The sequence below is a fragment of the Enterobacter sp. JUb54 genome, from assembly GCF_014298075.1.
GTDB classification, from domain to species: domain Bacteria; phylum Pseudomonadota; class Gammaproteobacteria; order Enterobacterales; family Enterobacteriaceae; genus Klebsiella; species Klebsiella lignicola.
Genome location: NZ_CP060418.1, coordinates 1,343,947 through 1,370,793 on the forward strand (window position 1 = coordinate 1,343,947; position 26,847 = coordinate 1,370,793).

Below are 26,847 nucleotides of genomic sequence, written 5' to 3' on the forward strand. Positions count from 1 at the left end.
CAGGCCCGGGAAATATTCCCGGGCTTTTTTATTTTTAAATAACACTTATGGATGATTATTAGTCCAGTACTGGACGTCATCGCTAACAAATAAAACCGCGTAGTATTAAACTACACGTTATTAAAGTGCAATATGCACGAAGTGTTTTTTAATCATATTTAGTCATGTTATTTGCCTGTGCTCATCCTCTATACTCCCCGTAAGCATCACCGCCACCGAATATAAATCACGCAGATACTTAAGCCTGATTTATGTTAGCGCCCGGCAACCCCGCAAGGACAGGGAGAACGCATCATTATTATTTACCATTCCCCTGTCGGAGATACTTTCCCCTGCCATTAAATAATACCAGCCGGTTTTCTATGTAAGCAGGCCTGTATTTTTAGTGTCTTGTTCTGACTGACAATGGAGTCTCTATGGTGTCTAGCCACCAACATCTACTCAGCGGCACAAATATTCGGTTACGTTCACGTTTATTATGGTGTCGGGCCGTCATTTTCATTCTTCTGCTGTTCGCGGGAGCCAGCTATTATTTTGGCTTTCCGCACGCGCAGCAAAATGTCTGGTATATATTTGCCCGCCCCCTGATTGCCGCACTGTTGCTGACATGCGCGGTGATTGAAAACGCCCTCCGCCACTGCCCGCCGGGGTTAACATCGCAAGCTGGTGAAGAGAACGCCGCCGGCAAACGATTCAGATTCTGGCGTTCGCCGCGGGTCCGGCTCTGGGCGGGTCATGGCTATCAGTTGCTGTTAACCGCCCTTTGCGCCCTGCTGGCTATTTCCATCGTCAGTCACAATGCATTGATTAGCGCGGCACACCCCCCGCTGAAAAGCGAACTGATCCCGGTAAGCCTGGCGTTGCTGGCAATCTGCTTTGCGCTGTTAGTGGGTGAACGTATGATGAGCCTGCGCCGCATCCGCCACTGGCCCCAGCAAAGCGCCTGCACCGGGTTGTTGCGGGCGTTACTCAGCATTTGTCTGCTGATAACCATCGCCCTCGCGGTGTCGTGTTTCGCCCCGACGCCTGCCGGCTGGATTGTGCAGCTGGCCAGCGCCATCGTCCTGCTGATTGCCGTTGAATTCTTCCTGCGATCGCTGGCCGCCATGCTGGTCATCCCGGCGCAAAATAAAGCCCGCCCCTTCTTAACCCAGAGCCTGCTCGCAGAATACTATCGCTGGCCGCTGAATCCGCTGCTGCTGATCCGTAAAAAAATCATGCAGCACTTCGGCGTGGATATCAGCAAAATCCAGGCCTTCCGCTTGATGGGCAAGATCTTCTTCCCGGTGTTCTGCAGCGCCGCCCTGGTGGGCTGGCTGATGAGCAGCGTCAATGAAGTGTCGCTGCATCAGCGCGGCGTTTACGAGCGCTTCGGTCGCCCGGTCGATGTCTTATTGCCGGGGTTACATGTCGGGCTGCCGTGGCCTTTTGGCCGGGTGATCGCCGTGGACTATGGCGCGATTCACGAATTGCAGCTCAACGAAAAACCTTCCGCCTCCTCGCTCGCGACGCCAGCGGCGGCCACTACCGTGGATGCCATTGAAGGTCCGGCACCGCAGAGCAGCTGGCGTCTGTGGGATAACACCCATGTGACAGACCAGGCGCAGGTCATCGCCAGCGCGCTGGGGAGCAAACAGAGCTTCCAGATTGTGAACATGGATATTCGCTTGATCTGGCGTGTCGGGATGGACAATCGCGATGCGATCAACAGCCTGTACCGTACCGACGATCTGCCGACGACCATCCAGCGCATTGCCAGCCAGGTGCTGACGCAGTATTTCGCCCATCAGCAACTAGATGTTCTGCTCAATGAACAGCGCGCGGCGATGGCGTTAACCCTCAACCAGCAAATCCAACAGCGCCTGAATGAGCTCGACATGGGCGTCGAGTTGCTCTCGACACAGATCGAGTCGATTCATCCGCCGGCCGGGGCAGCCAATGCCTACCACGGCGTGCAGGCGGCGCAGATCACCGCCAACGCGCAGATCGCTCATGAACGCGGTTATGCCGCAGTCCAGGGCAATGACGCCCATCAAAAAGCCAGCAAAGCCATTGATGCGTCACAGGCCACGGCAACGGAAGTCCAGGCGAAGGCCAATAATGCGCTGACCATGTACAGCGCGGAGCATGACGCGTGGGCCATTAACCCCGAGGCGTTCATCAACGAGCGACGTTACCAGACCATGAGCAAAGCGCTTTCCCACGCGCCACTCCTGATTATTGATAGTCAGGTCGCGGGCCAGCATGCGCCGATGCTCGATTTACGTCAGTTTTCACCTTCAGCGCAATAATTCTGATTGATACAACAAGGCCAGTGCAAAAATGAAAATTCATACCATTACCACGCCTGCGACCCCCGGAAAAGTTGGGCTTACTCCCACAGCGTCGCCGTCGGAAATGCCTCGTCGTACCCGGAAATGGCCGCGATATGCTGTCGCCATATTGTTAGTGATCCTCGCCCTGTTAACCGCGTGCCTGGTGCAGGTACATGCCGGGAGCGCGACGATTATTACCCGTTTTGGCAGTCCGGTGCGGGTGCTGTTAAAACCGGGCCTCGGATGGCGTTTGCCGGCGCCTTTCGAAACGCCGCTGGAGGTCGATTTACGCAGCCGTTCAACCTCAAGCGGGCTGCAGGATGTCGGGACGCGCGATGGCCTGCGGGTGATCGTGCAGGCGTGGGCTATCTGGAAAGTCAGCCCGGATAAGCCGCATGTCTTGCGTTTTATCCGCGCCGTGCAAAACCAGCCGGATGAAGCCGCCCGCCAGATCCGTACCTTTATTGGGTCGGCGCTGGAGACCACTACCAGTAACTATGCCCTCGCCGATATTGTGAATACCGATGGCAGGCAGGTGAAAATCCCGCAGCTGGAACAGCAGATCAAAGATCAGCTGAAAACCCAATTGCTGAACAGCTACGGCATCGAGCTGATCCAGGTTGGCATCGAGCGTCTGACCTTACCGGCGGTGACGCTGAACGCCACCGTCGACAGAATGCGCGCCGAAAGGGAAACCATCGCCACTGAACGCACGGCCGAAGGCAACCGTCAGGCGGCAGAAATTCGCTCCAGAGCCGACCGCGATGCGCGGATCACCGTCGCCGACGCCTCGGTTAAAGCGGCGACCATTACCGCCCAGGCGCAAAAAGACTCGGCGGCGATTTATGCCAAAGCCTATGCACATGACCCGCAGCTCTACAATTTACTGCGCTCGCTCGACACCCTGAATGATGTCGTCAACAAGAGCACCCGTATTGTTCTGAGCACCGATTCCGCGCCGTTTACCTCGCTGGTACAAAAGCCCAACGATGTCGCTAAGGCTGCGCCATGAAAAAACAAACCATAGGTAACAGCGCCTGGGGGCAATCCTACCGCATCGCGTTTTTTGCCCTGTATGGCGCCACGCTGCTGGCAGCGGCGGCCTGGTTATTTTCGAGTTTTCACCAGGTGACGCCCGATACCCAGGCGGTGGTGTTTCGCTTCGGGAAGCCGCTGACCGTTGAGCATTCCGGGGTACTGTTTGCCTGGCCAAAGCCGGTTGACCAGGTCGAAATCATACCGGGCCCGGCGCGGATCTTGCAGCATAACGTCCTGCCGTTGCAGCGCGACCAGCAGCTCAAACAGCTCAGCGCGGCGCAGCAAGAGACCGATGCCGGTGCCGGCGCGGGCTATCTGCTGACCGGGGATGCCGGGGTGGTTCAGCTCAACATGCAGGTGTTCTATCGCATCAGCGATCCGCTGCGCTATGTCCTGCAACGCGATCACATCAACGCCCTGCTCGACCGCCTGGCGCAGCGTGCGGCGACCTTAGTCTCTGCCGGGCGCGACCTCGATACTATCCTGGTTGCCCGCCCGGAAATGATGCAGAACGACAGCCATGCCGCCCAGGAGCGTTCCCGCCTGCGTAGCGATCTCAAACAGATGATGGAGCACGATATCCAGCGTCTGGCGAACAGCAGCAACAACCCGGGGATCACCATTGAGCGCATCGACGTCTCTTCTGCGCTTCCCGATAGCGCGGTCGAGGCGTTTAACTCGGTGCTGACCGCCAGCCAGCAGGCGGAACGCGATGTCGCACAGGCGCAGAATGATGCCACCCTGCAGTTGCAAAAGGCACAGCAACAGGCCGACCGGGTGATCCAGCAGGCCGAGGCGAGCAGCAGTGAAACCCACGCCCAGGCCGAAGTTGCTACCCAGACCATCACCAAGCTGGCGCAGACGCGCGCCACCGAGAATGGCGCGGGGATGTTGCAACGTATCTGGCGCGATCGTATCGCCACGGTGTTATCCCATGCCGGGTCGGTGGTCACCGTCAATCCACAAGACAACAGTCAGTTAATTTTACCAGGGCCGGTACCAAAAGGCGGGTCCTTCGAGTCGTTGCCGCTGTACGGGAGTATTCCATGAGCCATCAATGCAGTCACGGGCATGTCCATATCCACCCTGACTTTAGTCAGGCCTTGCTCACCCCGGAAGAGCGCCGCCGGATGACCGTACAGCTGACCCTGGCGATGAGCACGATTGCGCTGATCCTGCTGAGTGTATTGTGGCGCTCCATCGCGCCCCAGCACTCCGCCATCAGCGACCTGCTCGCCGGTGTGGCATGGCTTATCGTCGCCATTCCGGTGTTTCGCGCGGGCTGGCACAGCCTGCGTCACCCGGATTTACATGGCGTGACGGATCTGCTGGTCGTGCTGGCCATGCTCGGCGCGTGGGCGCTGGGGGATCTGGTGACCGCCGCGCTGCTGCCGGTGCTGATGATTTTCGGTCACATCCTTGAAGAGCGCAGCGTGATGGGCACCCGCCAGGCGATCGCCGGGCTGACGCAACTGACCCGCAGTAAGGCCCGTCGAGTGAAAGCCGATGGTTCGCTTGAGGAAATCGACAGCCAGTCTATTCGCCAGGGTGATGTGGTTGAAATTCGTGCCGGGGATAAAGTACCGGCCGACGGTAAGATATTGAGCGGCTATGCCAGCCTGGATGTGGCCTCCATTACCGGCGAATCCGTTCCGCAAGAAGCGGGTCCCGGCAGCGCGATCTACGGCGGAGCTATCAACCTGAACGGCCTGCTGCGCATGGAAGTCACCCACACCGGCGAGCAATCCACGCTGGGCAAAGTCATTGCCCTGATGAAGGACGCCGAGCAGGCCAAACCGCCGATCACCCGGATGCTTGAGCGCTATGCCACGCATTACCTGGTGCTGGTGCTGTTGATTGCCGCCAGCACCTGGTTCCTGACCTACGATAGCCAGGCGATGCTGGCGGTTCTGGTGGCGGCCTGCCCTTGTGCGTTGGTGCTGTCTGCGCCCGCCACGGCGATGGCCGGGGTCGCGGTTGCCGCGCGCCACGGGATTTTGATCCGCAATGCGGCATTCCTCGAAGAGCTGGCCGATGTCGATGCGCTGATCATCGATAAGACCGGCACCCTGACCCAGGGGCGTCTGCAGCTGGTGGATGCGGTGCTGGCCGCCGACGCCGATTACCACGCCGTGCTGCAACTTGCCGCGGCGCTGGGCGCCACCAGTAGCCATCCGGTCAGCCATGCGCTGGCGGAGTATGCTCAGGCGGAGAGTTACATCGTCATTGAGCAGGCTGAAGAGAAGCAAGGCATGGGGATTGTGGCCCACACCGCCAGCGGCACGGCGCTGCTGGGGCGTGCCGACCTGTTTGCCGCTTTTGATGTCAGCACCCTGCCGCTGCCGGAACACAATGGCCCGCTGGTTGGTCTGTCCCTCGATGGGGTATTCAAAGGCTGGCTGTTGTTGGCGGATACGCTGCGACCGGAAGCGCACGGCGCCCTGCAGGAGCTGGTGCAGATGGGGATTGATAAGCAACTGATGCTAACGGGGGACCGGCTGCCGGCGGCCAACAGCGTGGCGCAATCGCTGGGCATTGAGGATGTCGTGGCGCAAGCGTTGCCGGCAACCAAGTTACACGAGGTGCAGAAAGCGGTCTCTGAAGGCTGGCGGCCGCTGGTTGTGGGCGACGGCATCAATGATGCGCTGGCCCTGAAAGCCGGTGCCGTCGGGATGGCGATGGGCGCCAATGGCGCCGATATAGCGCTGGTTTCCGCCGATGTGGTTCTCACCGGGAGTGACCTGCGTCGCCTGCCTTGCGCCATTCGCCTGAGCCGGAAATGTCGGCGTACCCTGCTGGTTAACGTCTTTATCGGTATCGGCTGGACCATCATGATCGTCGTGGCGGCAGCGCTTGGATGGTTAGGTGGCGCCGGCGCGCTGGTTGCCGCGTTGCTGCATAACCTGAGCACCCTGATGGTGCTCGGCAACACCGGGCGCCTGCTGCAGTTTGATGAGACGAAGTAAGAATATATTTACTTATTGATTTATAAGTAATTAATGAAAAACGCGTGCGCTGTGTGAATTCTGTCATTTTTGCAGTAGCAATGTGCGAAAACATTCACGCAGGCACGCGGATTTTTCAGGCTAACTTTCCCGGCAACCGTCAGGCCGTCGGCTGTCCGGCGAGCCAGGCATACACTGACGCGAGATCCTGTTCGGCAAACCCTTCGCCGGCGGCCTCATCCCAACAGTCGGCAATTTTGGCGAGGATCGGTAATTCGGTACCCTCTGCAGCATCAAGCGCCAGCTTCGCGTCCTTCAAGGCATGGCTCAGCTGCATCTGCGGGGTGAAGTCATTCCCGGCGATCATATCCAGTTTGCCTTTGATATAAGGTGCGGCCAGCGGGCCACCATCCAGTGCGCCCCACAGCGCCTGCGGCGTAAAGCCTAACTTCGCTGCCAGCAGCGTGCTCTCCGCCACCCCTTCCATCATGGTGATCAACCACGCGTTGAGCACCAGCTTCATCTTCTGGCTGTCCCCGGCTTCCGCATACCATTGTGTACCGCGGGCGATCGCGTCAAATACCGTTTCGGCATCTGCGCTGCGCTGGCGGTCGCCGCTGGCCAGTACCAGAATCTGGGCGTTCTCGGCGGGCTTTTTGGTGCCGGACACCGGCGCATCAAGGTAAACCATGGTCGGGCGCAGGGATTCCAGCAGGCCGATGGCGTCGCGGGTACTCTCTACGCCAATGGTGCCCATCTGGCAAAAAATGGCCGAGGCCTGCGCAGCCGGGGCGATCTCACGGATCGTCTGCAGGGTCGCTTCACCATCGGTCAGCACCGACAGGATCACATTTGCCTGCGCCACGGCCTGCTGCGGCGTCTCATGGCGAACGAGCCCGTGCGCGAGTAAATCTTCACCCCGTTCTGGGGAACGGTTCCAGCCGTGAACGGTGAAGCCTTTTTTTAACAGATTACTGGCAAATGCATGCCCCATCGCACCCAGTCCCAGAACGGCGACAACCGGTAAACTCATGACATTTTCTCCCGCGTGTAGGTTTATTTCCTCCTGCCGTGACCTGAATGTCCATCACCGCGGCGGAGTATAAGGTCATCCAGTATGCCTGTTTCTGCCAGCGAGGCCACTACCATTGTGGCCTTTATCCACCAAAACAGTGGGTTACCCTGGCGAAAAAAAACGCCGGAGGTTTTCCTCCGGCGATGACGAGCCTTGATGCGCCAGCTCTCAATCTGTTCAGCGCGGATAGTTACCCACGGCACGGTTCACTGCCGCCCAGGCGGTTTTCACATCTCTTTGACCTGCTGCTAACGACTGTCGGGCTTGAATATCGCTGCGCTGCGCATCCAGGACGTTAATAAAGCTGGTTAATCCACCGTTATAGCGTGCTTCAATGAGCCTGAGAGCCTGTGCTGCACTCTCTGCACCCGTTTGCTGTTCGATGAGTTTTTGCTGGGCTGCGGCATACCGGCTTAGCGCATCATCAATTTCCTGCCAGGCTTTCAACACGGTTTTATGGTAGTCCACCGCGGCCTGCTGCTGATCGGTTTCGCGCAATACCACCGTGGCCTTGCGCCGTCCCCGGTCGAATAATGGCAAATTAAGACTCGGTCCAACAGACCAGGCGCGGCTGCCCCATTCGGTGAAGTTGTCGGCACTGTAGGTATCCATACCAATCTTCGCACCAAGCGTGATACTCGGGTAAAGCTCCGCTTCCGCCACACCGATTCTTGCCGTAGCGGCATGCAGAGTCGCCTCTGCCGCCCGGATGTCTGGCCTGTTTAAGGCGACATCCGAAGGAATACCCAGCGCTAATTGAGGTAAAACGCCAGCAGACAGGCTGTCGGATTTGTCGCGGAGTAAATCGTTAAGCGACCCGGGATGTTCGTTCAGCAAAACAAGCAACTGGTTTGTCGCCACCCCTTCCTGTGCCTGTAATTCGATGAGATTCGCTCTGGTCACCGCCAGTTCGCTACGCTGGCGTTCGACATCCGTCTCATCAAGGGCACCGCCATCCGTTCTGGCTTTAATCAGCGTCAACCGCTCATTGAGGGCCTTCTCATCCTCTTTCGCCATGGCAATCTGCTGCTGGATCCCCCGCAGACTCCAGTAACTGTTGACCACATCCCCGACAATACTCAACCGGGCAAGCTCAAGCATTGCCTTTTGTGATTCGCTATCAGCCTCGGAGGCTTCAACTGCCCGGCGAACATGTCCCCACAGGTCAATTTCCCAGCTAAAATCCAGCCCGCCCTGATACCAGTTATAAGGCTCAGCCATGAGCTGTATCAGCTCGTCCGGGTTCGGAAGGGCCTCTTTCAGCGCCCGGGTTGATGGGCTGTTCTCACTCTGTTGCGCCCGGGTAAGACTTGCGGTCGCATTGACTGATGGTGTTTGTTGCGATGAGGTAATGCGTTGTTGCGCCCGGGCACTGGCGAAGCGCAGCGTTGCACTTCTGATATCCGGGCTGGCAATTAATGCCTTCTCCACGAGGGTGTTCAGTACCGGATCGTTATAGCGCTTCCACCACTGGTTATCGGCGACGGCCGCGGCCCCCGGGAGCTGAAGTAAGGCCGGATCGGCACTTCGCCAGGTGGTCCAGTTTTCAGGCGCCGCCGGTTTTGGCGCTGTAAAATCGGGGCCCACGGTACACCCGCTCAGCAAGGTTAGCGCCAGTAAAGCCGCCATGACCGTTAATGGGCGGTGATTCAAAGGGGAAAAACGGTTATTCATCTTTATTCCTGCATCAGTACAGTCGGTTACGAAACAGCCATGCGGCCAGAGGCATCGTGAGTACAGCCATCACCAACATTGGGACAAAATCAAACGCAACGTCAGCCAGCCCGGCACCTTCGAGATACACTCTTCGCACGAGGTCAATGGCAAAGCGCAGTGGGTTTGCATAGGTCAGCGTATCCAGTACCGCTGGCATGGTCTGGACCGGGGTCAGCAGCCCTGAAAGCAGCATTAACGGCATGATCAATAAGAAGGTGTACAGCATGGCCTGCTGCATATTCACCGACACGGCGGAAATCGACAGGCCCAGCCCTACGGCCGCAATGTTGAAACTGATAAGGCCAATGTAGAGGACCAGCAACGAACCATTCATAGGGATCCGGAACCAGAACAGGATAATCAGTAGGATGATCGTTGACTGCACCAGGCCAACCAGTACGGGCGGAATCGCTTTCCCTATCAATAACTGCATCGGGGTAAAGGGTGTCACCAGCAGTTGGTCAAATGTCCCCTGCTCCCGCTCTCTGGCTACGGAAAGTGCCGAGAGTAACAGCGTCTGCATCATACTGAGCGCCGCAATCAACGTCGGCATTAGCCCCCAGCGTGACTCCAGGTTTGGGTTGTACCAGGCCCGGACCTCGACGCTCAATGGCGCAACGCCACCGGCTCGGCGCTGGTTAAAATCATTGACCACGGCTGAGATATAACTCGCAGCCGCGCCCGCCGTTGACGAGTTACGCCCGTCGAGGATCACCTGCAACGGTGATGTTTCGCCCTTATTGAGCTTATTTTCAAAATCAGGTGGGAACGTCAGCACCATCAATGCCTTACCCTCCATCACCACCTGCTCAATTTGCGTGGCCGAAGTCAGGGTCGCAGTACGGTAAAACACCCCGGTTCCGTCGAGATGAGACAGAATTTCTACCGACGCCTGGCCTCTGCTTTGATCGAGAACCGCATAGTCCACGTGATTAACATCGTAGGTCGCCGCATAGCCAAACAGTAATGCCTGCATAAATGCCGGGGCGATCAAAATGACCCGGTTGGCCGGCTCTTTTACGATGGTCAGAATTTCTTTTTTTATCAGAAAGCTGATATGCAGCAGCCACTGTTGTAATTCATTAATCATGTGCTATCTCAGCCGTTTACCAAGTGAAAGCCGTGAGGCGTTAATCAGAATGACCGCGTAAAGCAGAAGAATGCCGCACTGGCGGAAGAACATTGGCCAGTCATCACCGCCGAGGAAAAGCGTTTTAATGAGCGACATAAAATGGGTGGCGGGAAGGATCTGACTGACAACCTGAATGGCCACAGGAAGGTTTCGGATATCGAAAACAAAACCTGAGAGCATCATTGCAGGCATGAAACTCGCAATCAGGGCAACCTGGCTTGCCATAAACTGGCTGGGCGCAAAGCCTGATATCGCCAGCCCCAGGCCAAGGGCGACCAGCAGATAGAGCATCGACGCGATAACGATCGCCAGCAGAGAACCACGGACAGGAACCGCAAACAAATAGTGGGCCGCGAGCAGACAGATGGCGAGATCGACGGCACCAATCACCATGTACGGCGCGAGCTTGGCAAGTACCAGTTCCAGTGGGCGAACAGGAGTGACAAAGAGTGCCTCCAGGGTTCCGCGTTCTCGTTCACGGGCAATCAGCAACCCGGTCAGAAATGCGCCAATCAGCGTCAGTATAAGCACGATGATGCCTGGTACGATAAACCAGGTGCTGTTGCTCGATTCGTTAAACCACATCCGTTGTTCTACTGACACCGAGCCGGTCGTGGAATCAACGCGTTGTCTGTCCGACTCAATGGCTGCCTGCACGCCTAACGCGCCGGTGATGTAGCCCTGAGCCGCTGAGGCGACGCTGGTGACCGCGCCATTGAGCAGGATTTGTAATTTTCCGCTCCCCGCGACAACGCCTTCTGCATAGTCGGAAGGGATCCTGACAATGGCATCGGTTTTGTCCTGCAGCAGGGCCTTCTGTGCGTCCACGAGGCTGGGATATTCCTGAACCGTGAGGTAACGACTGCCCTGCAAGGCATTGATAACCTGCCGGCTTTGTAGCGTATTTTGCTCCTGAACCACGGCCACGCGTGCGTTAGTCAGATCAAAAGATACCCCGTAGCCAAACAGTAAAATAAGCACAATGGGGAGCAGGAAACCGACCGCCAGATTACTTTTATCCCTGACGAGCTGGCGCGTTTCTTTGCGGGTCAGGGAGATCAGGCGAGTGACAAAAGTCGAGTCATGCATGTGATGACTCCTTGCTTTTTATATTGGATCTCGCATTTTCAACAATGGCAATAAACGCCGTATTCATATCGACGTTGTGGTCTAATCCTGCCATCTGGCGCACCTCTTTCGGCGTTCCGAGCGCCAGCATTTTTCCGGCATCCTGAATAGCAATACGATCGCAATACTCCGCCTCTTCCATAAAGTGGGTCGTCACGATGATAGTGATCCCTTTATTGGCCAGTTCCCCGATGGTGTACCAGAACAGCCTTCTGGCCAGCGGATCGATACCGCTGGTAGGTTCATCAAGGAACACAATCTCGGGTTCATGGAGTAAGGCCACGGCCATGGAAAGCCGTTGCTTGAAACCTCCCGGCAATTCACCGCTGATGGCATCCGGATTGAGCCCGAACTGATTCAGTGAGGATGCAATCTGGCGGGAAAGCTTTTCGCCTGAGAGGCCATAAGCGCCACCAAAAAAGGTCAGGTTTTCTTTGACGCTGAGATTGCTGTAAAGCGCGAATTTTTGTGAGACGTAGCCAATCCTGGCACGGGCTTTTGCCCTTGCAGTGCGCAGATTCAGCCCGGCGACTTCCAGGTGCCCGCTGGTTGCCGGGAGTAGCCCGCACAGCATGCGAAAGGTCGTGGTTTTACCCGCCCCGTTTGGCCCAAGCAGCCCAAAGATCTCGCCACGCTTGACGTCAAAAGAGGTGCTGGCGACAGCGGTAAAATCGCCGAACTGGCGCACCAGATCTTTCACGGTGATGACCGGCTTCTCATCGTGATGCCCTGCATCACGTGAGGAGACCATGTCAGCTTTTACCGGGGCAGTGGCGGCCGGATCGGCATCTTTCCGCTGTGCCTGGTGAAGCAGCAGCATAAAGCCGTCTTCCAGCTCAGCGTCACGGGGGGCAGCGCTGACTTGCGCAGGCGTTGTCTTATCGTCAGGTGACTGACAGATAAAGCGCACCGCATCGCCTTTGGGAACCGCATCCACAATCGTGTCGCGCTTTTCAAGCAGATGTGCCTGGAGCGTTCGAGACTTCGTCCCTTCAGACGGTATCGCCTGCCATGTCCTGCCTTGCGCTTTCTCTCGCAATGCTTCCGGCGTCCCGGACGCCAGAATTTTGCCCTGATCCATCACGTAAACCTGGGCGCAGCGCTCAGCCTCATCCATATAGGCGGTGCTGATGATGACGCTCAGATTTTCGTCCTGAACCAGCTGTTCAATGATTTTCCACAGATCGCGGCGCGACAGCGGATCGACACCGACACTCGGTTCATCCAGCAACAGCAAATCAGGTGAACGCACCAGTGTGCAGGCCAGCCCCAGCTTTTGCTTCATGCCACCGGACAACTTTCCTGCGGGACGATCGGTAAAACGCGCCAGGTCGGTAATCGATAATAATCGCGCAAAGCGGGATGCTCTTTCCTGTTGAGCCACGCCATGCAAATCGGCGTAGAGGTCGAGGTTCTCCTGTACGCTCAAATCCTCATACAGCCCAAACCGCTGCGGCATGTAACTGATCCGGTTCTGCACCGATTGTGGGTCCGTCACCACATCGGTATCCAGCACCATCAGGCTTCCGGAGGTTGGCGCATAAAGACCGGCGATCAGCCGCTGAAATGTGGTTTTTCCTGCGCCATCCGGGCCGACCAGCGCGGTCAGTTCGCCTGCGCGTATGCTCAGCGTTAGTCCGCCAAGCGCCCGCGTTTCCGCCATTTTTTTACTGGCTCCCGGAAACACGCGTACCAGATCGCGGGCGATGACCACATACTGAGCGTCAGTTGTTGCGTTCATTTTGCGTTCCGGTTTTGGTTTCGATGGTAACCGTGGCGGGTTGCCCCATGCGCAACACGTTGTCCGGGTCGTCAGCAATGACACGCACCTCATAGACAAGCTTTGTGCGTAATTCTTCGGTCTGTACCGATTTGGGTGTGAATTCCGCAACCGAAGCAATAAAACCAACCTTGCCTTTAACAGGCTTGTCAGGGAAAGAGTCGGTTATGATCGCTGCGGGCATACCTGCTTTTACCCGGCCTAAATCACTTTCGTTCAACCAGACCCGAACCCATTTAGGGGCGCTGAGTGCCAGGGTGAATACCGATTTCTGCGGGCTGGTCATGTCCCCGGTCTCCTGCAGACGGGCCCGCACAACCGCGTCAACAGGAGCACGCAGTTCGGCCTGTGAAAGCTGATATTGCAATAGCGCCAGCTGCGCCTGAGTGGCACGAACCTGGGCGACGGAGGCTTCTCGTTGTTCGCTTCGCACCCCTTTTTCCATTAAGGCGAGACTGGCCTGGCGCTCTTTGACGCTGGCCTGAGCAATCCGCAGATTGCTTCTGGCCGTATCAAGCTCCTGCTTGCTGATTCCTTTGCCACCGGTACTGGCTGAAATACGCTGAATACGGCTGATATCTTCGCTGGCCTTTTGCAGCTGGGCCTGTGCGGATGATAGCTGCGCCCTGGCCTGTGCCAGCTCTTCCGGCCGAGCCCCCGCTTGTTGTTCACGAACCGTCTGCTTCTGAATATCCAACTGCGCTATCGCCTGTTGCTCCTGAATTTTCAGGGCTTCGGTATCAAGCGTTGCCACGACCTGCCCGACGGTTACGCGATCGCCTTCATCAACGGCCAGTGAGCGAATGCGACCACTGCTTTCAAATGCCAGCGAAACCTGGCGGATATCCACGTTTCCATGAAGTGTCAGATGACTCTGGTCGTTATCACTTCTTCCGAAGAGCCAGTAAGCTCCGGCAGCGACAAGGAGTGCGGCAGCGACGGCTCCGACGATAATTTTTTTATTCATAGCAAACGTGTCCTGAGGTTCCCTGAGATAGATAGTTTAAATTTAATTTAAACTTTAATTGTGTAATAATAAACCCCTCATTAGCAAAATCGCAGATCAGGAAATTGAGAATCATGGGCAGAGCACGTCGAAGCGATGGAGATGTAACCCGGGAAAACATCCTCGAGGCGGCAGGAGAACTCATTGCAGAGAAAGGATTTGCGCAGACCACCAACAAAGAGATAGCCAAAAAAGCAGGCGTTGATCTTGCCGCAATCAACTATCACTTTGGTGGCCGGGATGGGCTCTATCTCGCCGTGCTGACGCTTGCCCATCACCATTATCTGGACGGTGACCAGCTGGCTGAACTTGCGGCATCTGAGCGCTCTTCTGAAGAGAAGTTAGGTGTTTTTCTCGAAACGTTTCTGACCAAGCTGAGTAACCCTGATGACTGGCATGGGCGTGTGTTTGCCCGTGAGCTTTTGGCGCCTTCCGTACAGCTAGGCGATTTTGTGAATACCGAAGGGGCAAAAAAGATTCAGGCTGTACGGCGGATTGTTGGTGAAGCTGCCGGGCTTGCTGAAGATGATCCTCGTCTCCTTCCATGCATGTTGAGCGTGGTTGCCCCCTGCATGATGCTGATGGTGGCAGGCAATCGCATGCCAGGGCCAGTACAGGAGATTGTTGCCATGCAGGCTAAGGCGCTCACCTCTCACTTTACACTTTTCTCCCTTGCTGGGTTAAAGGCTATTCGTGAGCACAGCAATCAGTAAGGTTGCAGAAAGCGTGATTAGCAGGACGAACTGACCGTTGATGCGATCGAGCGGACGCTTGTGGAAGTCGTCACGCTCGCTCACAGAACCGTATTTTCGGCATTTACCGTACAACAGGTCATTATTTACGTGACACTGTCACTTACCATGTCAGATCAAGTCACCCCAAGATAAGCATTTCTGACCTCAGGGTTGTTTAACAGCTCCCTGCCCGTGCCGCTCAGTTGGATCTGGCCGTTAACCATCACATAGGCGCGATCGGAGAGCTTCAGCGCGTGATGCGCATTTTGCTCCACCAGGAACAGCGTCATGCCCTGCTGCGTCAACTCGCGCAGGATCTGGAAAATCTGCTTCACCACCAGCGGCGCCAGTCCGAGGCTGGGTTCATCCAGCAGCAACAGTTTGGGGCGGCTCATTAATGCGCGGGCAATCGCCAGCATCTGCTGTTCGCCGCCGGAGAGCGTCATGGCACGCTGGGATCGGCGTTCCTCCAGACGGGGAAACAGCTGGTACATCCGCGCCTTATCCTCGTTTTGATAGCGGTTGCCGATGGGGATGGTCCCCATCAACAGATTTTCCTCAACGGTCATGTCGGCAAAGATCCGCCGCCCCTCCGGGGCCTGGGCAATCCCGTTGCTGGCGATAAAGTGGGTAGACTGGCGGCTGATATCTTCCCCGCGATAGCGAATTTGCCCCTCGGCGATGCGCGGTTGGCCGAAAATAGACATCAGCAGCGTCGATTTACCGGCGCCGTTGGCGCCAATCAGCGCCACCGTCTCCCCTTCATTGACCGTTAACGAGACCTGCTTCAGCGCCTGAATCTGGCCGTAAAACACGTCAACCTGACGAAACTCAAGCAACGGCTGGTTCATTCGGCGATCTCCTCTTCATCCGTGCCCAGATAGGCCGCAATCACGCTGGTGTTCGACTGGATTTCCTTCGGCTCGCCGCGGGCGATCACATCGCCATGATCGAGGACGATGACATGATCGGAAATCTCCATCACCATCCCCATGTCATGCTCAATCAGCAGCACCGTGACGCCATGATGCTGGCGCAGGAAGCGGATAATCTTGCTCAGGGTTTGCGTTTCCACCGGGTTAAGACCGGCGGCGGGTTCATCCAGACAGATCATCTCCGGCCCGGTACACATCGCCCGGGCGATCTCCAGCCGCCGCTGTTGACCATAGGAGAGCGTGCCCGCCAGCAGGTTTGCGCAATCCACCATGCCGACCACCTCCAGCCAGTAAAAGGCCCGGTCCAGCGCCTGGTTCTCCGCCTGACGGTAGCCACGGGTATTTAAGATCCCCGCCAGCAAATTACGATTGACCTGCATATGCTGGGCCACCAGCAGGTTTTCAATCACCGACATGTCGCGAAACAGTCGGATGTTCTGGAAGGTCCGCGCCAGCCCCGCCCGGTTCACCAGATGGGTCCCGCCAAACATCTTGTAATAGAGGCGGCTGCCCAACGCCGACGGATGGAGAAAATCGGCCGGGTGGATCTTTTGCCCCAGCACCTGAATCACATCGGTCATTTTGGTCCGGGCATGCAAGCGGATGGCCCCGCCGGTAGCGCGATAAAAGCCGGTCAGGCAGTTAAACACCGTGGTTTTCCCGGCGCCGTTTGGGCCAATCAGCGCGGTAATTGACCCTCTCTTTACCTCAAGGTTGACGTCATTCAGGGCTTTAATTCCGCCAAAATGCATCATCAGATGCTCAACCTGCAAAATGTTGTCACTCATGGCGCCACTCCCTTACGTACCGCCACCCCGGTGCGGCTGGTACGTACCAGCCCCCGAGGCCGCCAGATCATCATCAGCACCATTAATACGCCAAACAGCAGCACCCGATACTCATCAAAACCACGCAGCAGCTCCGGCGCCACCGTCAGCACGAAGGCCGCCAGTACCACCCCAAGGGTCGATCCCATGCCGCCCAGCACCACGATCGCCAGAATCAGCGCCGACTCGAAGAAGGTAAACGACGTCGGGTTGACGAACCCCTGATAGGTGGCAAAAAAGACCCCGGCAATCCCGGCCGTCGACGCCCCCAGCATAAATGCCGAGAGTTTCACCAGCACATGGTTCAGCCCCATCGCCCGACAGGCGATCTCATCTTCGCGCAGCGCCTCCCAGGCGCGGCCGATGGGCATCCGCGTCAGGCGATGTTTAATGAACAGCACCAGCAGCACCACCAGACAGAGCACGCCGTAGATAAAGATAAACTTGAGGTTAGGGTTATAGCTGATGTGAAAAAACTCGTGGATCGGCACCCCGCCGTCTTTTGCCCGTCGGCCAAATTCGAGGCCAAACAGCGTCGGCGCAGGGACTGACACACCGTTAGGCCCGCCGGTAAAGCTGACCCAGTTGTTGAGCACCAGGCGGATAATCTCGCCAAAGCCGAGGGTGACGATCGCCAGATAGTCGCCATGCATACGCAGTACCGGGAACCCCAGTAACGCCCCCGCCAGCGCGGCCATAATGGCGCCAATCGGCAGCATCGCCCAGAACCCCAGCCCGAGATACTGATAGCCGAGCGCCAGACCATAGGCGCCAATGGCATAGAACGCCACGTAACCCAGATCCAGCAGCCCCGCCAGACCGACCACGATATTCAATCCCAGACCGAGCAGCACGTAAATAAGCCCGAGGATCGCCACCGTCAGCAGGTATTTCGTGGCGATGAACGGAAAGGCCAACGCCACCACCATCAGCAGAGGCAGGATCCAACGCAGGCGTGAACGATAGCCAACCTGACGCACGTAGACACCATCATCCGCCCCTTCAAAGCGGGCGAGAAACTGACGGCCGCGACGGCTTTGCAACAGCAAGCTGAGCGCCAGTCGCCCGACCATCACAATCCCGACCAGCACCGCTACGCGATGCGTCGACATATTGAAACTGTAACCCTTGAGAACAATGCCCACGACCGGGCCAAAGACAACCAGCGCACACAATCCGGCCAGGACGCTATCAATCAGGCTACGCCTGATGTCGAGCCCTGGCTGACGGGATACTTCAGCCATGTTTTACCCCTTAAACCTTGGCAACCATTGGACGACCCAGCAGCCCTTGCGGACGGAAAATCAGGATCGCCACCAGCAGAGCGAAGGAAAACACATCTTTGTAATCAGAGTTCACCAGCCCGGCAAACTGCGCCTCGGCAACGCCCAGGAGCAAACCGCCCAGCATCGCACCCGGTAACGAACCAATTCCCCCCAGCACCGCGGCGGTAAAGGCCTTGATCCCGATAATAAAGCCGATATAAAAATCGAAGGTGCCATAGTTCATGGTGACCAGCACGCCGGCCAGCCCGGCCATCGCCGCGCCAATCACAAAGACCAGCGAGATAACCCGGTCGGTGTTAATCCCGAGGATCGCCGCCATACGCCGGTCCTGCTGTGTCGCCCGGCAGATCCTCCCGAGACGGGTGTACTGAATCACCCAGGTCAGGACGATCATCCCGACCAGCGCCGCCGCGAGGATAAACAGCTTGGTCCAGGTGATTTGCACAATGCCGTCGCCTACGTCAAAACGCAGAACGCCGGTGATAAGGGTCGGGATCCCCTGCTGATTAGGGCCCTGACTGATTTGCACATAGTTTTGCAGAATAAGGGACATGCCGATGGCCGAGATCAGCGGAGCCAGTCGGGTGGAGTTACGCAGCGGCCGGTAGGCAATGCGTTCAATGGTCCAGCCATAAACGCCGGTCACGACAATGGTGAACACCAGGGTGCCGAAGATCAGTAAAGGGAACGAGTGGATGCCAAAATAAGAGAGTAATGCCAGCCCGATAGCGCACAGGTAGGCTGAGACCATATACACCTCGCCGTGGGCGAAGTTAATCATACCGATGATGCCATAAACCATGGTGTAGCCAATCGCTATCAGACCGTATACGGCCCCCAGCGTCAGCCCATTGATCAGTTGTTGCAGAAAAAACGCTTCCATAGACACCATCCTGCCGGTAAACAGGCAGCGACGGCGCATCCCGCCATACGCTGCCTTTTTTACGAGTCACACCCTTTGTTATTCCAGGGCCGGAAAAGTCAGTTAGCCGTTAAAGCTGATGATATTTGCCTTTGTCATCCCACTGATAAACGACGTAATCCGACACTTTCAGGTCGCCTTTACCATCCCAGGCTTTTTTACCCATCACGGTATCGACGCTATTGGTTTTCAGCCATTCGCTGGCTTTGGCGTTATCGGTCCCGACAGCGTTATAGGCGGCGGCAATTGCCTGAATAGAAGCATAGGCATACAGGGTGTAGCCTTCCGGTTCAAAACCGCTGGCGCGGAATTTTTCAATCACCGTTTTCCCTTCAGGGATCGTGCGCGGATCTTTACCGAAGGTCATCAGCACTCCGTTGGTGAACTGCGGACCACCGGCGGCAGTGACCAGCTCTTCCGTAACCACACAGTCGCCGGAGAAGAATTTGGCCTGAACGCCCTGTTCTCTCATCTGGCGAACCAGCGGACCGGCTTCCGGATGGCAGCCGCCGAAGAAGACCACGTCAGGCTTGAGCGCACCAATCTTGGTGACCAGCGCGTTGAAATCCTTTTCGCCACGGGATAAGCCCTCGTACAGCACTTCTTTGGTGCCACGCTTCGCCAACGCGGCACGGGTGGCATCCGCCAGCCCCTGGCCGTAGGTGTCTTTATCATGGATCACGGCGATTTTTTTAGCCTTCAGCACATCCAGCATATAGTTCGCCGCGATGGCCCCCTGCTGATCGTCACGACCGCACATCCGGAACATATCCTTCATGCCGCGCTCGGTGATTAACGGGTTAGTCGAGCCAGGGGTGATGGTCAGAATACCGGCCTCGTCATACACTTCTGATGCTGGCATGGTCGAGGAAGAACAGAAGTGACCCACCACCGCAGAAACCCCGGACTCATCGACCAGACGGTTGGCCACCGCCACCGCCTGTTTCGGTTCGCAGGCATCGTCGCCCTGAACCAGAACAATTTTCTCGCCTTTGATTCCTCCTGCCGCATTAATATCCGCGACCGCCTGCGATGCCCCTTTCCAGTACTGGGCGCCATAGGTGGCGTTGGGGCCGGTGAACGGTCCGGCGACGCCTATTTTCACATCCGCCTGTGCGTAAAATGCCACGCTCATACAACCCGCAATCGCAAAATGAAGCGCTAACTTTTTAAGTTTCAGAGACATTCGATATTCCTCAGCGATCTATAGCCTGGCGCCATTTCATGGCGCGGAAAATATCATTTACTGTTTGGTATGTGCCGTATACACCCTCAATAATTCGCGTTGCCTGTCGGCGGCAAGACCGTATATTCCCAGGCGCTTACTCAGGTAAGTGACTGGGGTGACAAATCTGTCTGGAACAGATTTGAACGCTGCGAGCAGCGGCCCTGATAAGGGTGAGGCTCATGGATGAGCCGAATAGCCGGTGCAGCCAACATCCAGGCAACGTGAAGAATGACGGGTATATCCGGGGTGGAAGAAGCAATAATCCCGCCAGAGAGAAATGACAAGCCAGATCGCTTACTAATGGATAGAGGTAACGCGTGGTAGCCACGCGTACCGCCTCCGGCTAACGTGCATTTCAGTACAAGTCAGGAGGTCTGTTGCCATCACGTGGCGAGTCGGGAACTGAGGCGTCCATATTAGCCAGCGAGCTAAACATAGCTGCTCTTTTTCGCCGTTGCGCACTGGCCTGGTGCAAAAGTGCGAAAATGATCATGAGAGTGAATAATTTTGTTGCAGTAGTGTGAACAAACTAACAAGAAGTTAATAGAAATCAAGGCGTGCCTCGCCAGGCGCTGGCGGAAACGGAAATTTCACGCTATGTGCGCCAACGGGATCGCCGGGATACCGTCGCGCTGATTGACTTAGCCGCGCATCATAGGACAATGTCCCTTTTGCAACTCTTTCACGAGCTGGCGTATATGATCCACTGCTCTCGTAGCGCGCGTGTTGTCTCTAAAATTACCCTTGCCGGCCTGGCCGTCGCTGGCGCATTGATGCTGGTCCATTGCTCCAGCAAGCCACCGGTATCTCTCGTGACCCCGCTGCCGTCACCGATTAAACAGCCCGGTCTGCCCCGCAGCAATGAACCGGTGCGCGGCGTCTGGCTGACCACGGTCTCCCGCCTCGACTGGCCGCCGGTAGAATCCGTCACCCTCAGCGATCCGCAGATGCGCATCCGCCAGCAGCAGAACGCCTTGACTGCCAAACTGGATAAGCTGAAAAGCCTCGGGATCAACACCGTGTTTTTCCAGGTTAAACCGGATGGTACCGCCCTGTGGCCGTCAAAGATCCTGCCGTGGTCGGATATGCTGACCGGTAAAATTGGTCAGGACCCGGGCTACGACCCGCTGAAGTTTATGCTGGATGAGGCCCACAAACGCGGGATGCGGGTGCACGCCTGGTTTAATCCCTATCGCGTTTCCGTGAATACCCGGCCTCGTACCGTCAGCGAGCTCAACGCCACGCTGTCGCAGACCCCCGCCAGCGTCTTCGTGCTGCATCGCGACTGGATCCGAACTTCCGGCGACCGCTTTGTCCTCGACCCCGGTATTCCCGAAGTCCGCGACTGGATCACCAGCATCGTTGCCGAAGTGGTGGAGCACTACCCGGTGGACGGCGTCCAGTTTGATGACTACTTCTATACCGAAACGCCGGGCTCTACCCTGAATGACAATCAGACCTACCGCACCTACGGTCAGGGATATGCCTCAAAGGCGGACTGGCGACGGCATAACACCCAACAGCTGATTGCCCAGGTCTCAAAGGCTATCAAGCAGCAGAATCCCACGATCGAATTTGGCGTCAGCCCCGCTGGCGTCTGGCGTAACCGCTCCCACGATCCGGCGGGGTCTGATACCCGCGGCGCGGCGGCCTACGATGAATCTTTTGCCGATACCCGCAGTTGGGTGCAGCAAGGGCTGCTCGACTACATCGCCCCGCAGATTTACTGGCCTTTCGCCCGCGATGCGGCGCGCTATGATGTGCTGGCAAAATGGTGGGCGGACGTGGTGAAACCAACCGGAACCCGACTGTATATTGGTATTGCGCTATATAAGGTCGGCGAACCGTCCAAAAATGAGCCTGACTGGATGGTCAACGGCGGCGTGCCGGAGCTGAAAAAACAGCTGGATTTAAACGAATCGACGCCGCAAATCCAGGGCACCATTCTGTTCCGGGAGAACTACCTCAACCAGCCGCAAACCCAGCAGGCGGTCAACTATCTGAAAAGCCGCTGGGGTGACGGTCAGCAGCCGGTGACGCCAGCGCAGTCCGCAAGCGTAAATGGCGTTTTCGCAGGTGAGAAGTAATGGCGTGACAGACCGAGGGTGAGAAATCAGGCGGTAAAGTCCGCGTTACCGCCTCAATCGCCTGGGGAATGTGGTCGGAAAAATAGTGCAAAATCTCCAGCATCTGCTCCTGAGCAAACCCCACCTCTTTGGCGGTGGCTAAAAAATGGCGTGGATAGAGCGTACTAATCTCCGTTTTTCGGCCTTTGGTGGCCTTCATGCTCATCGAGAGTTTGAGATCGCTCAGATGCAGTCCCGTGCCTCCCAGCAGCGGAAACGCCGAAATAATGTCGTAGAACGGCGTCAGCCGGTAGCTGCCTCCGGGTTGAAGGAACACAGAGAAATTCTTTGCATGACCATCGGTGGCGCCAATAAGCCACTGAAAAACAATAAATTTCATGAAGTCATAACGATCTTTCAGCGCATGACTTGATCCCAACAGAAAAGCCATAACCTGACGAATCCCCGGCCCGCCATCTGACTCATACTTCATCGATGAAGGGAGGCCAAACGCCTGGCACAAATCTTCTTGTGGCAGACGCAGTAGCACCGTGTTGTCCTGCGCCCAGCGTCGATCAAATCGCGTGACCGCCAGTGCCCTGGTGTTCCTGGTCTGAATAATACCGGCGTCCGGCACCGTAAAACCCAGCGCCCGGGCCAGCGCTAAACACAAGAATTCATTGTCGACGCTTTCGCTGAGATCGAGCACCGCATCGGGCTGGCGTATTTCACCGATCGGCAACTTAATGATATGGGTGGTGGGCGTGGTTCCGGTAGGAATGCACCACTGGTTGCCGATTTTCAGCAGCGCGGTTTTTTCCTGCGCGCCGGCGACTGAAATACGAAAGTCATCATGCTCATTGACCATACCGAGTGGAATATCGGCCTGATAGGCGGTCAGCAGCGTGTCTAGCGCGTTGTCATCCAGCGTCTTCCAGCGCAATGCCCTCTGTCCGGTGTTTTCACCTGGCGGCAGTAATGTCACAGCCCCGACGCTGTCCCGGCCAATTTCGGCCAGCAGATCGAAGGGCTGTTTTGACCGCGCCTGATAGCGTTTGACGATCCGGTCCCGAATCACAGGGCTGTCTGGCAGCAAATTATCGAAGTAATTGAATACCGCGTCGCTGGTGATGTTACCGTACTGCAACGGCAGCGACAGAGAGAGCGGTCTGGTACGAGGGTTACGCATCCAGGCATCGTCATAGCGGAAAATATGCGCCCCGTTAGCTTGCTTAACTAACTCGCCAACTCGTTCGTTGTTCATCCATGTTTCCAGAGTTGCCATTACCAGTTCAGATCCTCTGTGTTGTCGTCATGCTCAGCGTTGTTGTCGCCGTTTTTCGCCTTTACCACCATCGACATTTCCAGCGACTGGAGAATTTTGAACAACGTGGTTAGCGACGTTTTATCTGGATGGTTTTCAAAGTTAGAAATGGTTGCCTGCTTAATCCCTATCCGCCGGGCCAGATCGTTTTGCGTCCACTGATTTTTCTGGCGCATTAACTTTAGGTAGTTCGCCAACTGGACCGGACTGTATATCATCGGTAAATCACTCACGCCCTCTCCTTATCCTCTTGTGGGGATAATGCATTTTTTATACCCTAGTGGGGATAAAGTCAATCCATGAGCTTTATCCCCTTGTGGGGATAATGGCGATGATATCCCCACAAGGGGATAAACAAGAGAATGCGGTGATCGGTCGCCAGGAACTAAAAACTCATCGCCAGGCCGACGCCATAGCCTCGGGTGTTATCCCCGAACATATAGCGCGCCACCAGACGGGTACGGCTGATGAACACCGGATACTTGCTGCTGTCCAGCTCCAGCCCGACGCCAAGGGACGTGAGTCCGTTAAACCCCAGGGTTCCGCGTTGATCGCCGAGATACTCGGTGTGCGCCCCTTCCAGCACGTAGCGCACCGGGCTTTTCAGCAGCGTCCAGTCAGAGATGGGCGCCCGTCGGCGCAGGTACAATCCAAGATTTTCCGCGCTGGAGCTTCCGCTGACGGCTTCCGGCGTGCTGCCGAACGTCTGCAGGCTCATCCCGGAATAGCGTAACTCGACATCGATATCCTGGGCCTCAGAGAACAGCTCGTAGTCGAGCATCAGCGAACCACCAAGCCCGTAGGCATTCAGCCGGCCACCGTCAAGAAACTTGAAATCCGCATCCCGGCGATGTTCGATCACCCTGCTGCCGATCCGCACATCGCTGGCCATCGTCCCGAGCATAAAATTGAAAATCGGTCGCAGCACCAGCGTGCCGCCCAATTTGTCGGTGTACAGCTTGAAATCCCAGCCAATGCCGCCGGTGCCGGTCAGACTGTTCCATTTGGTCGGCACTTTGCGACTTTGATCGCCATCGCTCACCACAAATTGCGGATCATAGCGGCTGTAACCCAGAGTGCCTTCCAGATAAATGGGAAATTGCTGGCTTAACGTGGCCCCGCCGCCAAACTGGGTAATCGACAGCTGGTTTTTCTCGTTTGTGCCGGAGCCAATATTCAGGTCGCTGGCGGTGACATCCGGTACGACGGTATAGCTCATCAGCATCAGCACGGCATTTGAGCGTTGTTTTAACTGGCTGCCGTCAAGGGCGAAACTGGCCGGACACACCAGCAATAAGACGCTAAACAGCATGGAAGTACGGCGCAAAGAGCCCCTCATTTCGTCGTTGAAACCTCAGCCATGGTGCAGAAGATGGGATGTTCAACCGCGTCTGATCATGCAGACAAAACAGACAGTTGCCATTATCACTGAGTATAGCGGCAGTTTCACATTCCTCCTCTTGCGGCCTCGCGCGCGCGCAAGGCAGACGACCGATCAGGGGCGTTTAACGGCCAGCCAGATCGTCCGCCCGCCGCAGTGCGGGTCTTCCACCACGTGCTGGAGAACCTCAAAGCCGTGGGTGTCCAGCAGCTGGCGATACTCCTGCGGCGCCAGGCTGGCATGATACAGCGCATCCCCTTCAAACTGGCCAATCGCCTCACCGTTACTGGTGCCGCTGGTAAACATCAGCGGCGCATGGGGATTGGCGTGGTCCGCGAACCGCTGAAACAACGCCCGCTGCGCATCCCGGGTTTGGTGAAAAAAGCTGTCCCACGCCAGCAGGCCATCAAAGCGTCTTGCCAACGCCAGGCTCCGCATATCCGCGACCTGCCACTGTTGGCCGGGATAGTCACGACGACAGCGGGCAATCATCGCGGCAGAACTGTCCACCCCGCTGACGGAAAACCCCTGCCGGAGCAGATACCCGGCGATCGGCGTGCCGTTGCCGCAGCCGATATCCAGAATGTCACCGCCGGGTCTGACCTGCGCCAGAAATGCGTCAAGCCAGGATTGTTCAAACAAGCTGGTCGGGCGCAACACGGCCCAACGATCCGCATATCGCTCATACAGACTGATAATATCCCCGGCGCACGGATGGTCTGGAGTGCCGTTCTCATTGGATGACATAGTACGCTTCCCTTCAGGTTCAGTATTTTTCCACCAGGTAGAGCTTCACTTTATTGCGCCCCTCTTTCTTGGCAGCATACAACGCCTTATCAACACGGTTAAACAACTGATCGATCTGCTCGTTCTGTTGATGCTCGGCGACGCCAATACTGACGGTGATACCCGCCCCCTGTTCAGGAATATGGAAATGACTCACTGCCAGACGAATCGCTTCGGCCATCTCCAGCGCCCGGTCGATGGCGGTGGCCGGGAGAAACAACAAAAACTCCTCGCCGCCCCAGCGGTAAATTTTGTCCTGCGGCTTGCCGGCGGCTTCAAGAATGCGCGAAATCGCCAGCAACACCTCATCACCTTTCTGATGACCGTGGTTATCATTAATGGCTTTGAAATTATCGACATCAACCAGCAGCAGGCAAAAACCTTCCATTTTAAATAATGACGAATCCACAATGCGATAAAACTCACGGCGGTTGAGCAGTCCGGTTAACGGGTCGTGGGTCGCCGCAAATTCCAGCTCCTTTTTCAGGTGCACCTCTTCGGTTATGTCATGAATAATGCACAGCATCAGGCGAATGTTGTGCAGCACCACCGGCCCGGCGTAGGTCTGAACGTAGCGCAGCGAACCATCACTGAGCACATGGGTAAAATTGAGCGGCTTATGCCCGCCCGGCAGGTTCGCCACGCTATGCATCACCGGCAGCACATCCCGGCCCATCGAGTTAATCTGCCAGGTATGGCGGGTACGCATCTCCTCGGCGGTGTAATTATAAAAACGCAGGGCGGCAATATTCGCATCAATAATTCGGCCATCTTGTGCCGGATCGATTAACAACATGGGCGCTGAGCTGGTCATAAAAAAGCGAGCAAAAAAGCGATTACTGCGTCGCTTGTAATGTTGAGAGGCCGCAACACTTAGCGATTCATTCTTTTGCAGAATCTTCACGGCTTCAAACAGAATTAAGGTGTCATATTCTTCTGATTTAATTAACGTGGTTTTGCAATAGACCGAAATCAGACCTTCAGTCGTTTTTATTGTCCAGACTTCGAATACTTCAACAATATTTTTGAAATAGTAAAGGTAGCTCTGCAGGCTGAGCTCCGGGCAGCTCGAGACGCTACCTTTGCGCATCTCATCCAGCGACATCTCCCCACTGAGCGTTCTGGAGGCAGGGTTGGCATAGACGATGGTTTCTTTAAAAGGATGAACTACCCATACAGGAGTACTTAATAAATCAAAAATCGTTAGTTCTTTTAATAACATG

22 protein-coding genes are annotated in these 26,847 nt (G+C 56.4%); 6 read left to right on the plus strand and 16 right to left on the minus strand.

Translation table 11 applies throughout. The annotated features are described in order from the left end of the window. Positions 1 to 416 precede the first annotated feature (416 nt). From hflK to HF679_RS06195, 4 genes are read left to right on the plus strand one after another with little or no spacing between them, the layout of a single operon-like run. The gene (gene hflK / locus HF679_RS06180; protein ID WP_154143830.1) at positions 417 to 2,291 is read left to right on the plus strand and encodes a protease modulator HflK; all 1,875 of its coding nucleotides are present in this window, start codon (positions 417 to 419) and stop codon (positions 2,289 to 2,291) included. A 31-nt stretch (positions 2,292 to 2,322) separates the two neighbouring features. Continuing rightward, entirely contained in the window at positions 2,323 to 3,327 is a 1,005-nt protein-coding gene (gene hflC, locus HF679_RS06185) for a protease modulator HflC (protein WP_154143829.1), read from the plus strand. Further along, positions 3,324 to 4,403, plus strand: a complete 1,080-nt coding sequence (locus tag HF679_RS06190; RefSeq protein ID WP_187042729.1) for an SPFH domain-containing protein — start codon at positions 3,324 to 3,326, stop codon at positions 4,401 to 4,403. The genes hflC and HF679_RS06190 overlap by 4 nt, the downstream gene beginning before the upstream one ends. Further along, positions 4,400 to 6,319 carry a heavy metal translocating P-type ATPase gene (locus HF679_RS06195; RefSeq protein WP_187042730.1) on the plus strand — a complete coding sequence of 640 codons (1,920 nt, stop codon included), beginning with the start codon at positions 4,400 to 4,402 and terminating at the stop codon, positions 6,317 to 6,319. The genes HF679_RS06190 and HF679_RS06195 overlap by 4 nt, the downstream gene beginning before the upstream one ends. Before the next feature lie 139 nt (positions 6,320 to 6,458). Here the strand turns inward: HF679_RS06195 and HF679_RS06200 are convergent, their stop codons facing one another. From HF679_RS06200 to HF679_RS06225, 6 genes are all read right to left on the minus strand, one after another. After that, positions 6,459 to 7,331 carry an NAD(P)-dependent oxidoreductase gene (locus tag HF679_RS06200; RefSeq protein WP_187042731.1) on the minus strand — a complete coding sequence of 291 codons (873 nt, stop codon included), beginning with the start codon at positions 7,329 to 7,331 and terminating at the stop codon, positions 6,459 to 6,461. 219 nt (positions 7,332 to 7,550) lie between these two features. Continuing rightward, positions 7,551 to 9,047 (minus strand): efflux transporter outer membrane subunit, encoded by a 1,497-nt coding sequence (locus HF679_RS06205; protein WP_154143826.1) that lies wholly within the window; start codon positions 9,045 to 9,047, stop codon positions 7,551 to 7,553. A gap of 13 nt (positions 9,048 to 9,060) precedes the next feature. Then, positions 9,061 to 10,179: an ABC transporter permease gene (locus tag HF679_RS06210; protein WP_154143825.1), complete on the minus strand. Its 1,119-nt coding sequence runs from the start codon at positions 10,177 to 10,179 to the stop codon at positions 9,061 to 9,063. 3 nt (positions 10,180 to 10,182) lie between these two features. Beyond that, positions 10,183 to 11,310 carry an ABC transporter permease gene (locus HF679_RS06215; RefSeq protein ID WP_187042732.1) on the minus strand — a complete coding sequence of 376 codons (1,128 nt, stop codon included), beginning with the start codon at positions 11,308 to 11,310 and terminating at the stop codon, positions 10,183 to 10,185. After that, the gene (locus tag HF679_RS06220) at positions 11,303 to 13,090 is read right to left on the minus strand and encodes an ATP-binding cassette domain-containing protein (RefSeq protein WP_187042733.1); all 1,788 of its coding nucleotides are present in this window, start codon (positions 13,088 to 13,090) and stop codon (positions 11,303 to 11,305) included. The genes HF679_RS06215 and HF679_RS06220 overlap by 8 nt, the downstream gene beginning before the upstream one ends. Beyond that, positions 13,074 to 14,096, minus strand: a complete 1,023-nt coding sequence (locus HF679_RS06225) for an HlyD family efflux transporter periplasmic adaptor subunit (protein ID WP_154143822.1) — start codon at positions 14,094 to 14,096, stop codon at positions 13,074 to 13,076. Before HF679_RS06225 ends, HF679_RS06220 begins: the two co-directional genes overlap by 17 nt. Positions 14,097 to 14,209: 113 nt before the next feature. Between HF679_RS06225 and HF679_RS06230 the strand changes: the two genes are divergently transcribed. Next, positions 14,210 to 14,848: a TetR/AcrR family transcriptional regulator gene (locus tag HF679_RS06230; protein ID WP_154143821.1), complete on the plus strand. Its 639-nt coding sequence runs from the start codon at positions 14,210 to 14,212 to the stop codon at positions 14,846 to 14,848. Positions 14,849 to 15,003: 155 nt separating this feature from the next. Here HF679_RS06230 and HF679_RS06235 read toward each other — a convergent pair whose 3' ends face one another. The 5 genes from HF679_RS06235 to HF679_RS06255 all read right to left on the minus strand — a co-directional run bounded on the left by HF679_RS06235 (position 15,004) and on the right by HF679_RS06255 (position 19,968). Next, positions 15,004 to 15,720, minus strand: a complete 717-nt coding sequence (locus HF679_RS06235; RefSeq protein ID WP_123754325.1) for an ABC transporter ATP-binding protein — start codon at positions 15,718 to 15,720, stop codon at positions 15,004 to 15,006. Continuing rightward, the gene (locus HF679_RS06240) at positions 15,717 to 16,592 is read right to left on the minus strand and encodes an ABC transporter ATP-binding protein (RefSeq protein ID WP_154143820.1); all 876 of its coding nucleotides are present in this window, start codon (positions 16,590 to 16,592) and stop codon (positions 15,717 to 15,719) included. The genes HF679_RS06235 and HF679_RS06240 overlap by 4 nt, the downstream gene beginning before the upstream one ends. Then, complete coding sequence (gene livM / locus HF679_RS06245) at positions 16,589 to 17,875, minus strand: high-affinity branched-chain amino acid ABC transporter permease LivM (RefSeq protein ID WP_187042734.1); 1,287 nt, start codon at positions 17,873 to 17,875, stop codon at positions 16,589 to 16,591. Before livM ends, HF679_RS06240 begins: the two co-directional genes overlap by 4 nt. 10 nt (positions 17,876 to 17,885) lie before the next feature. After that, complete coding sequence (locus tag HF679_RS06250) at positions 17,886 to 18,800, minus strand: ABC transporter permease subunit (protein ID WP_123754322.1); 915 nt, start codon at positions 18,798 to 18,800, stop codon at positions 17,886 to 17,888. A 109-nt stretch (positions 18,801 to 18,909) separates the two neighbouring features. Beyond that, on the minus strand, positions 18,910 to 19,968 hold the full coding sequence (locus tag HF679_RS06255; protein ID WP_187043036.1) for a branched-chain amino acid ABC transporter substrate-binding protein: 1,059 nt from the start codon (positions 19,966 to 19,968) through the stop codon (positions 18,910 to 18,912). Positions 19,969 to 20,765: 797 nt separating this feature from the next. Between HF679_RS06255 and HF679_RS06260 the strand changes: the two genes are divergently transcribed. Beyond that, positions 20,766 to 22,154: a glycoside hydrolase family 10 protein gene (locus tag HF679_RS06260; RefSeq protein ID WP_123755473.1), complete on the plus strand. Its 1,389-nt coding sequence runs from the start codon at positions 20,766 to 20,768 to the stop codon at positions 22,152 to 22,154. Here the strand turns inward: HF679_RS06260 and HF679_RS06265 are convergent. From HF679_RS06265 to HF679_RS06285, 5 genes are all read right to left on the minus strand, one after another. Further along, positions 22,060 to 23,418 (minus strand): type II toxin-antitoxin system HipA family toxin, encoded by a 1,359-nt coding sequence (locus tag HF679_RS06265; protein ID WP_187042735.1) that lies wholly within the window; start codon positions 23,416 to 23,418, stop codon positions 22,060 to 22,062. The two genes, HF679_RS06260 and HF679_RS06265, sit on opposite strands and share 95 nt — an antisense overlap. Beyond that, the gene (gene hipB, locus HF679_RS06270; protein WP_123754319.1) at positions 23,418 to 23,675 is read right to left on the minus strand and encodes a type II toxin-antitoxin system antitoxin HipB; all 258 of its coding nucleotides are present in this window, start codon (positions 23,673 to 23,675) and stop codon (positions 23,418 to 23,420) included. Before hipB ends, HF679_RS06265 begins: the two co-directional genes overlap by 1 nt. A gap of 167 nt (positions 23,676 to 23,842) precedes the next feature. Continuing rightward, entirely contained in the window at positions 23,843 to 24,796 is a 954-nt protein-coding gene (locus tag HF679_RS06275; protein WP_410003354.1) for a hypothetical protein, read from the minus strand. Positions 24,797 to 24,952: 156 nt separating this feature from the next. Next, positions 24,953 to 25,585, minus strand: coding sequence for a class I SAM-dependent DNA methyltransferase (locus HF679_RS06280; RefSeq protein WP_187042737.1), 633 nt, complete (start codon positions 25,583 to 25,585; stop codon positions 24,953 to 24,955). 19 nt (positions 25,586 to 25,604) lie between these two features. Next, positions 25,605 to 26,846 carry a GGDEF domain-containing protein gene (locus tag HF679_RS06285; protein WP_123754316.1) on the minus strand — a complete coding sequence of 414 codons (1,242 nt, stop codon included), beginning with the start codon at positions 26,844 to 26,846 and terminating at the stop codon, positions 25,605 to 25,607. Between the last annotated feature and the right edge of the window lies 1 nt (position 26,847).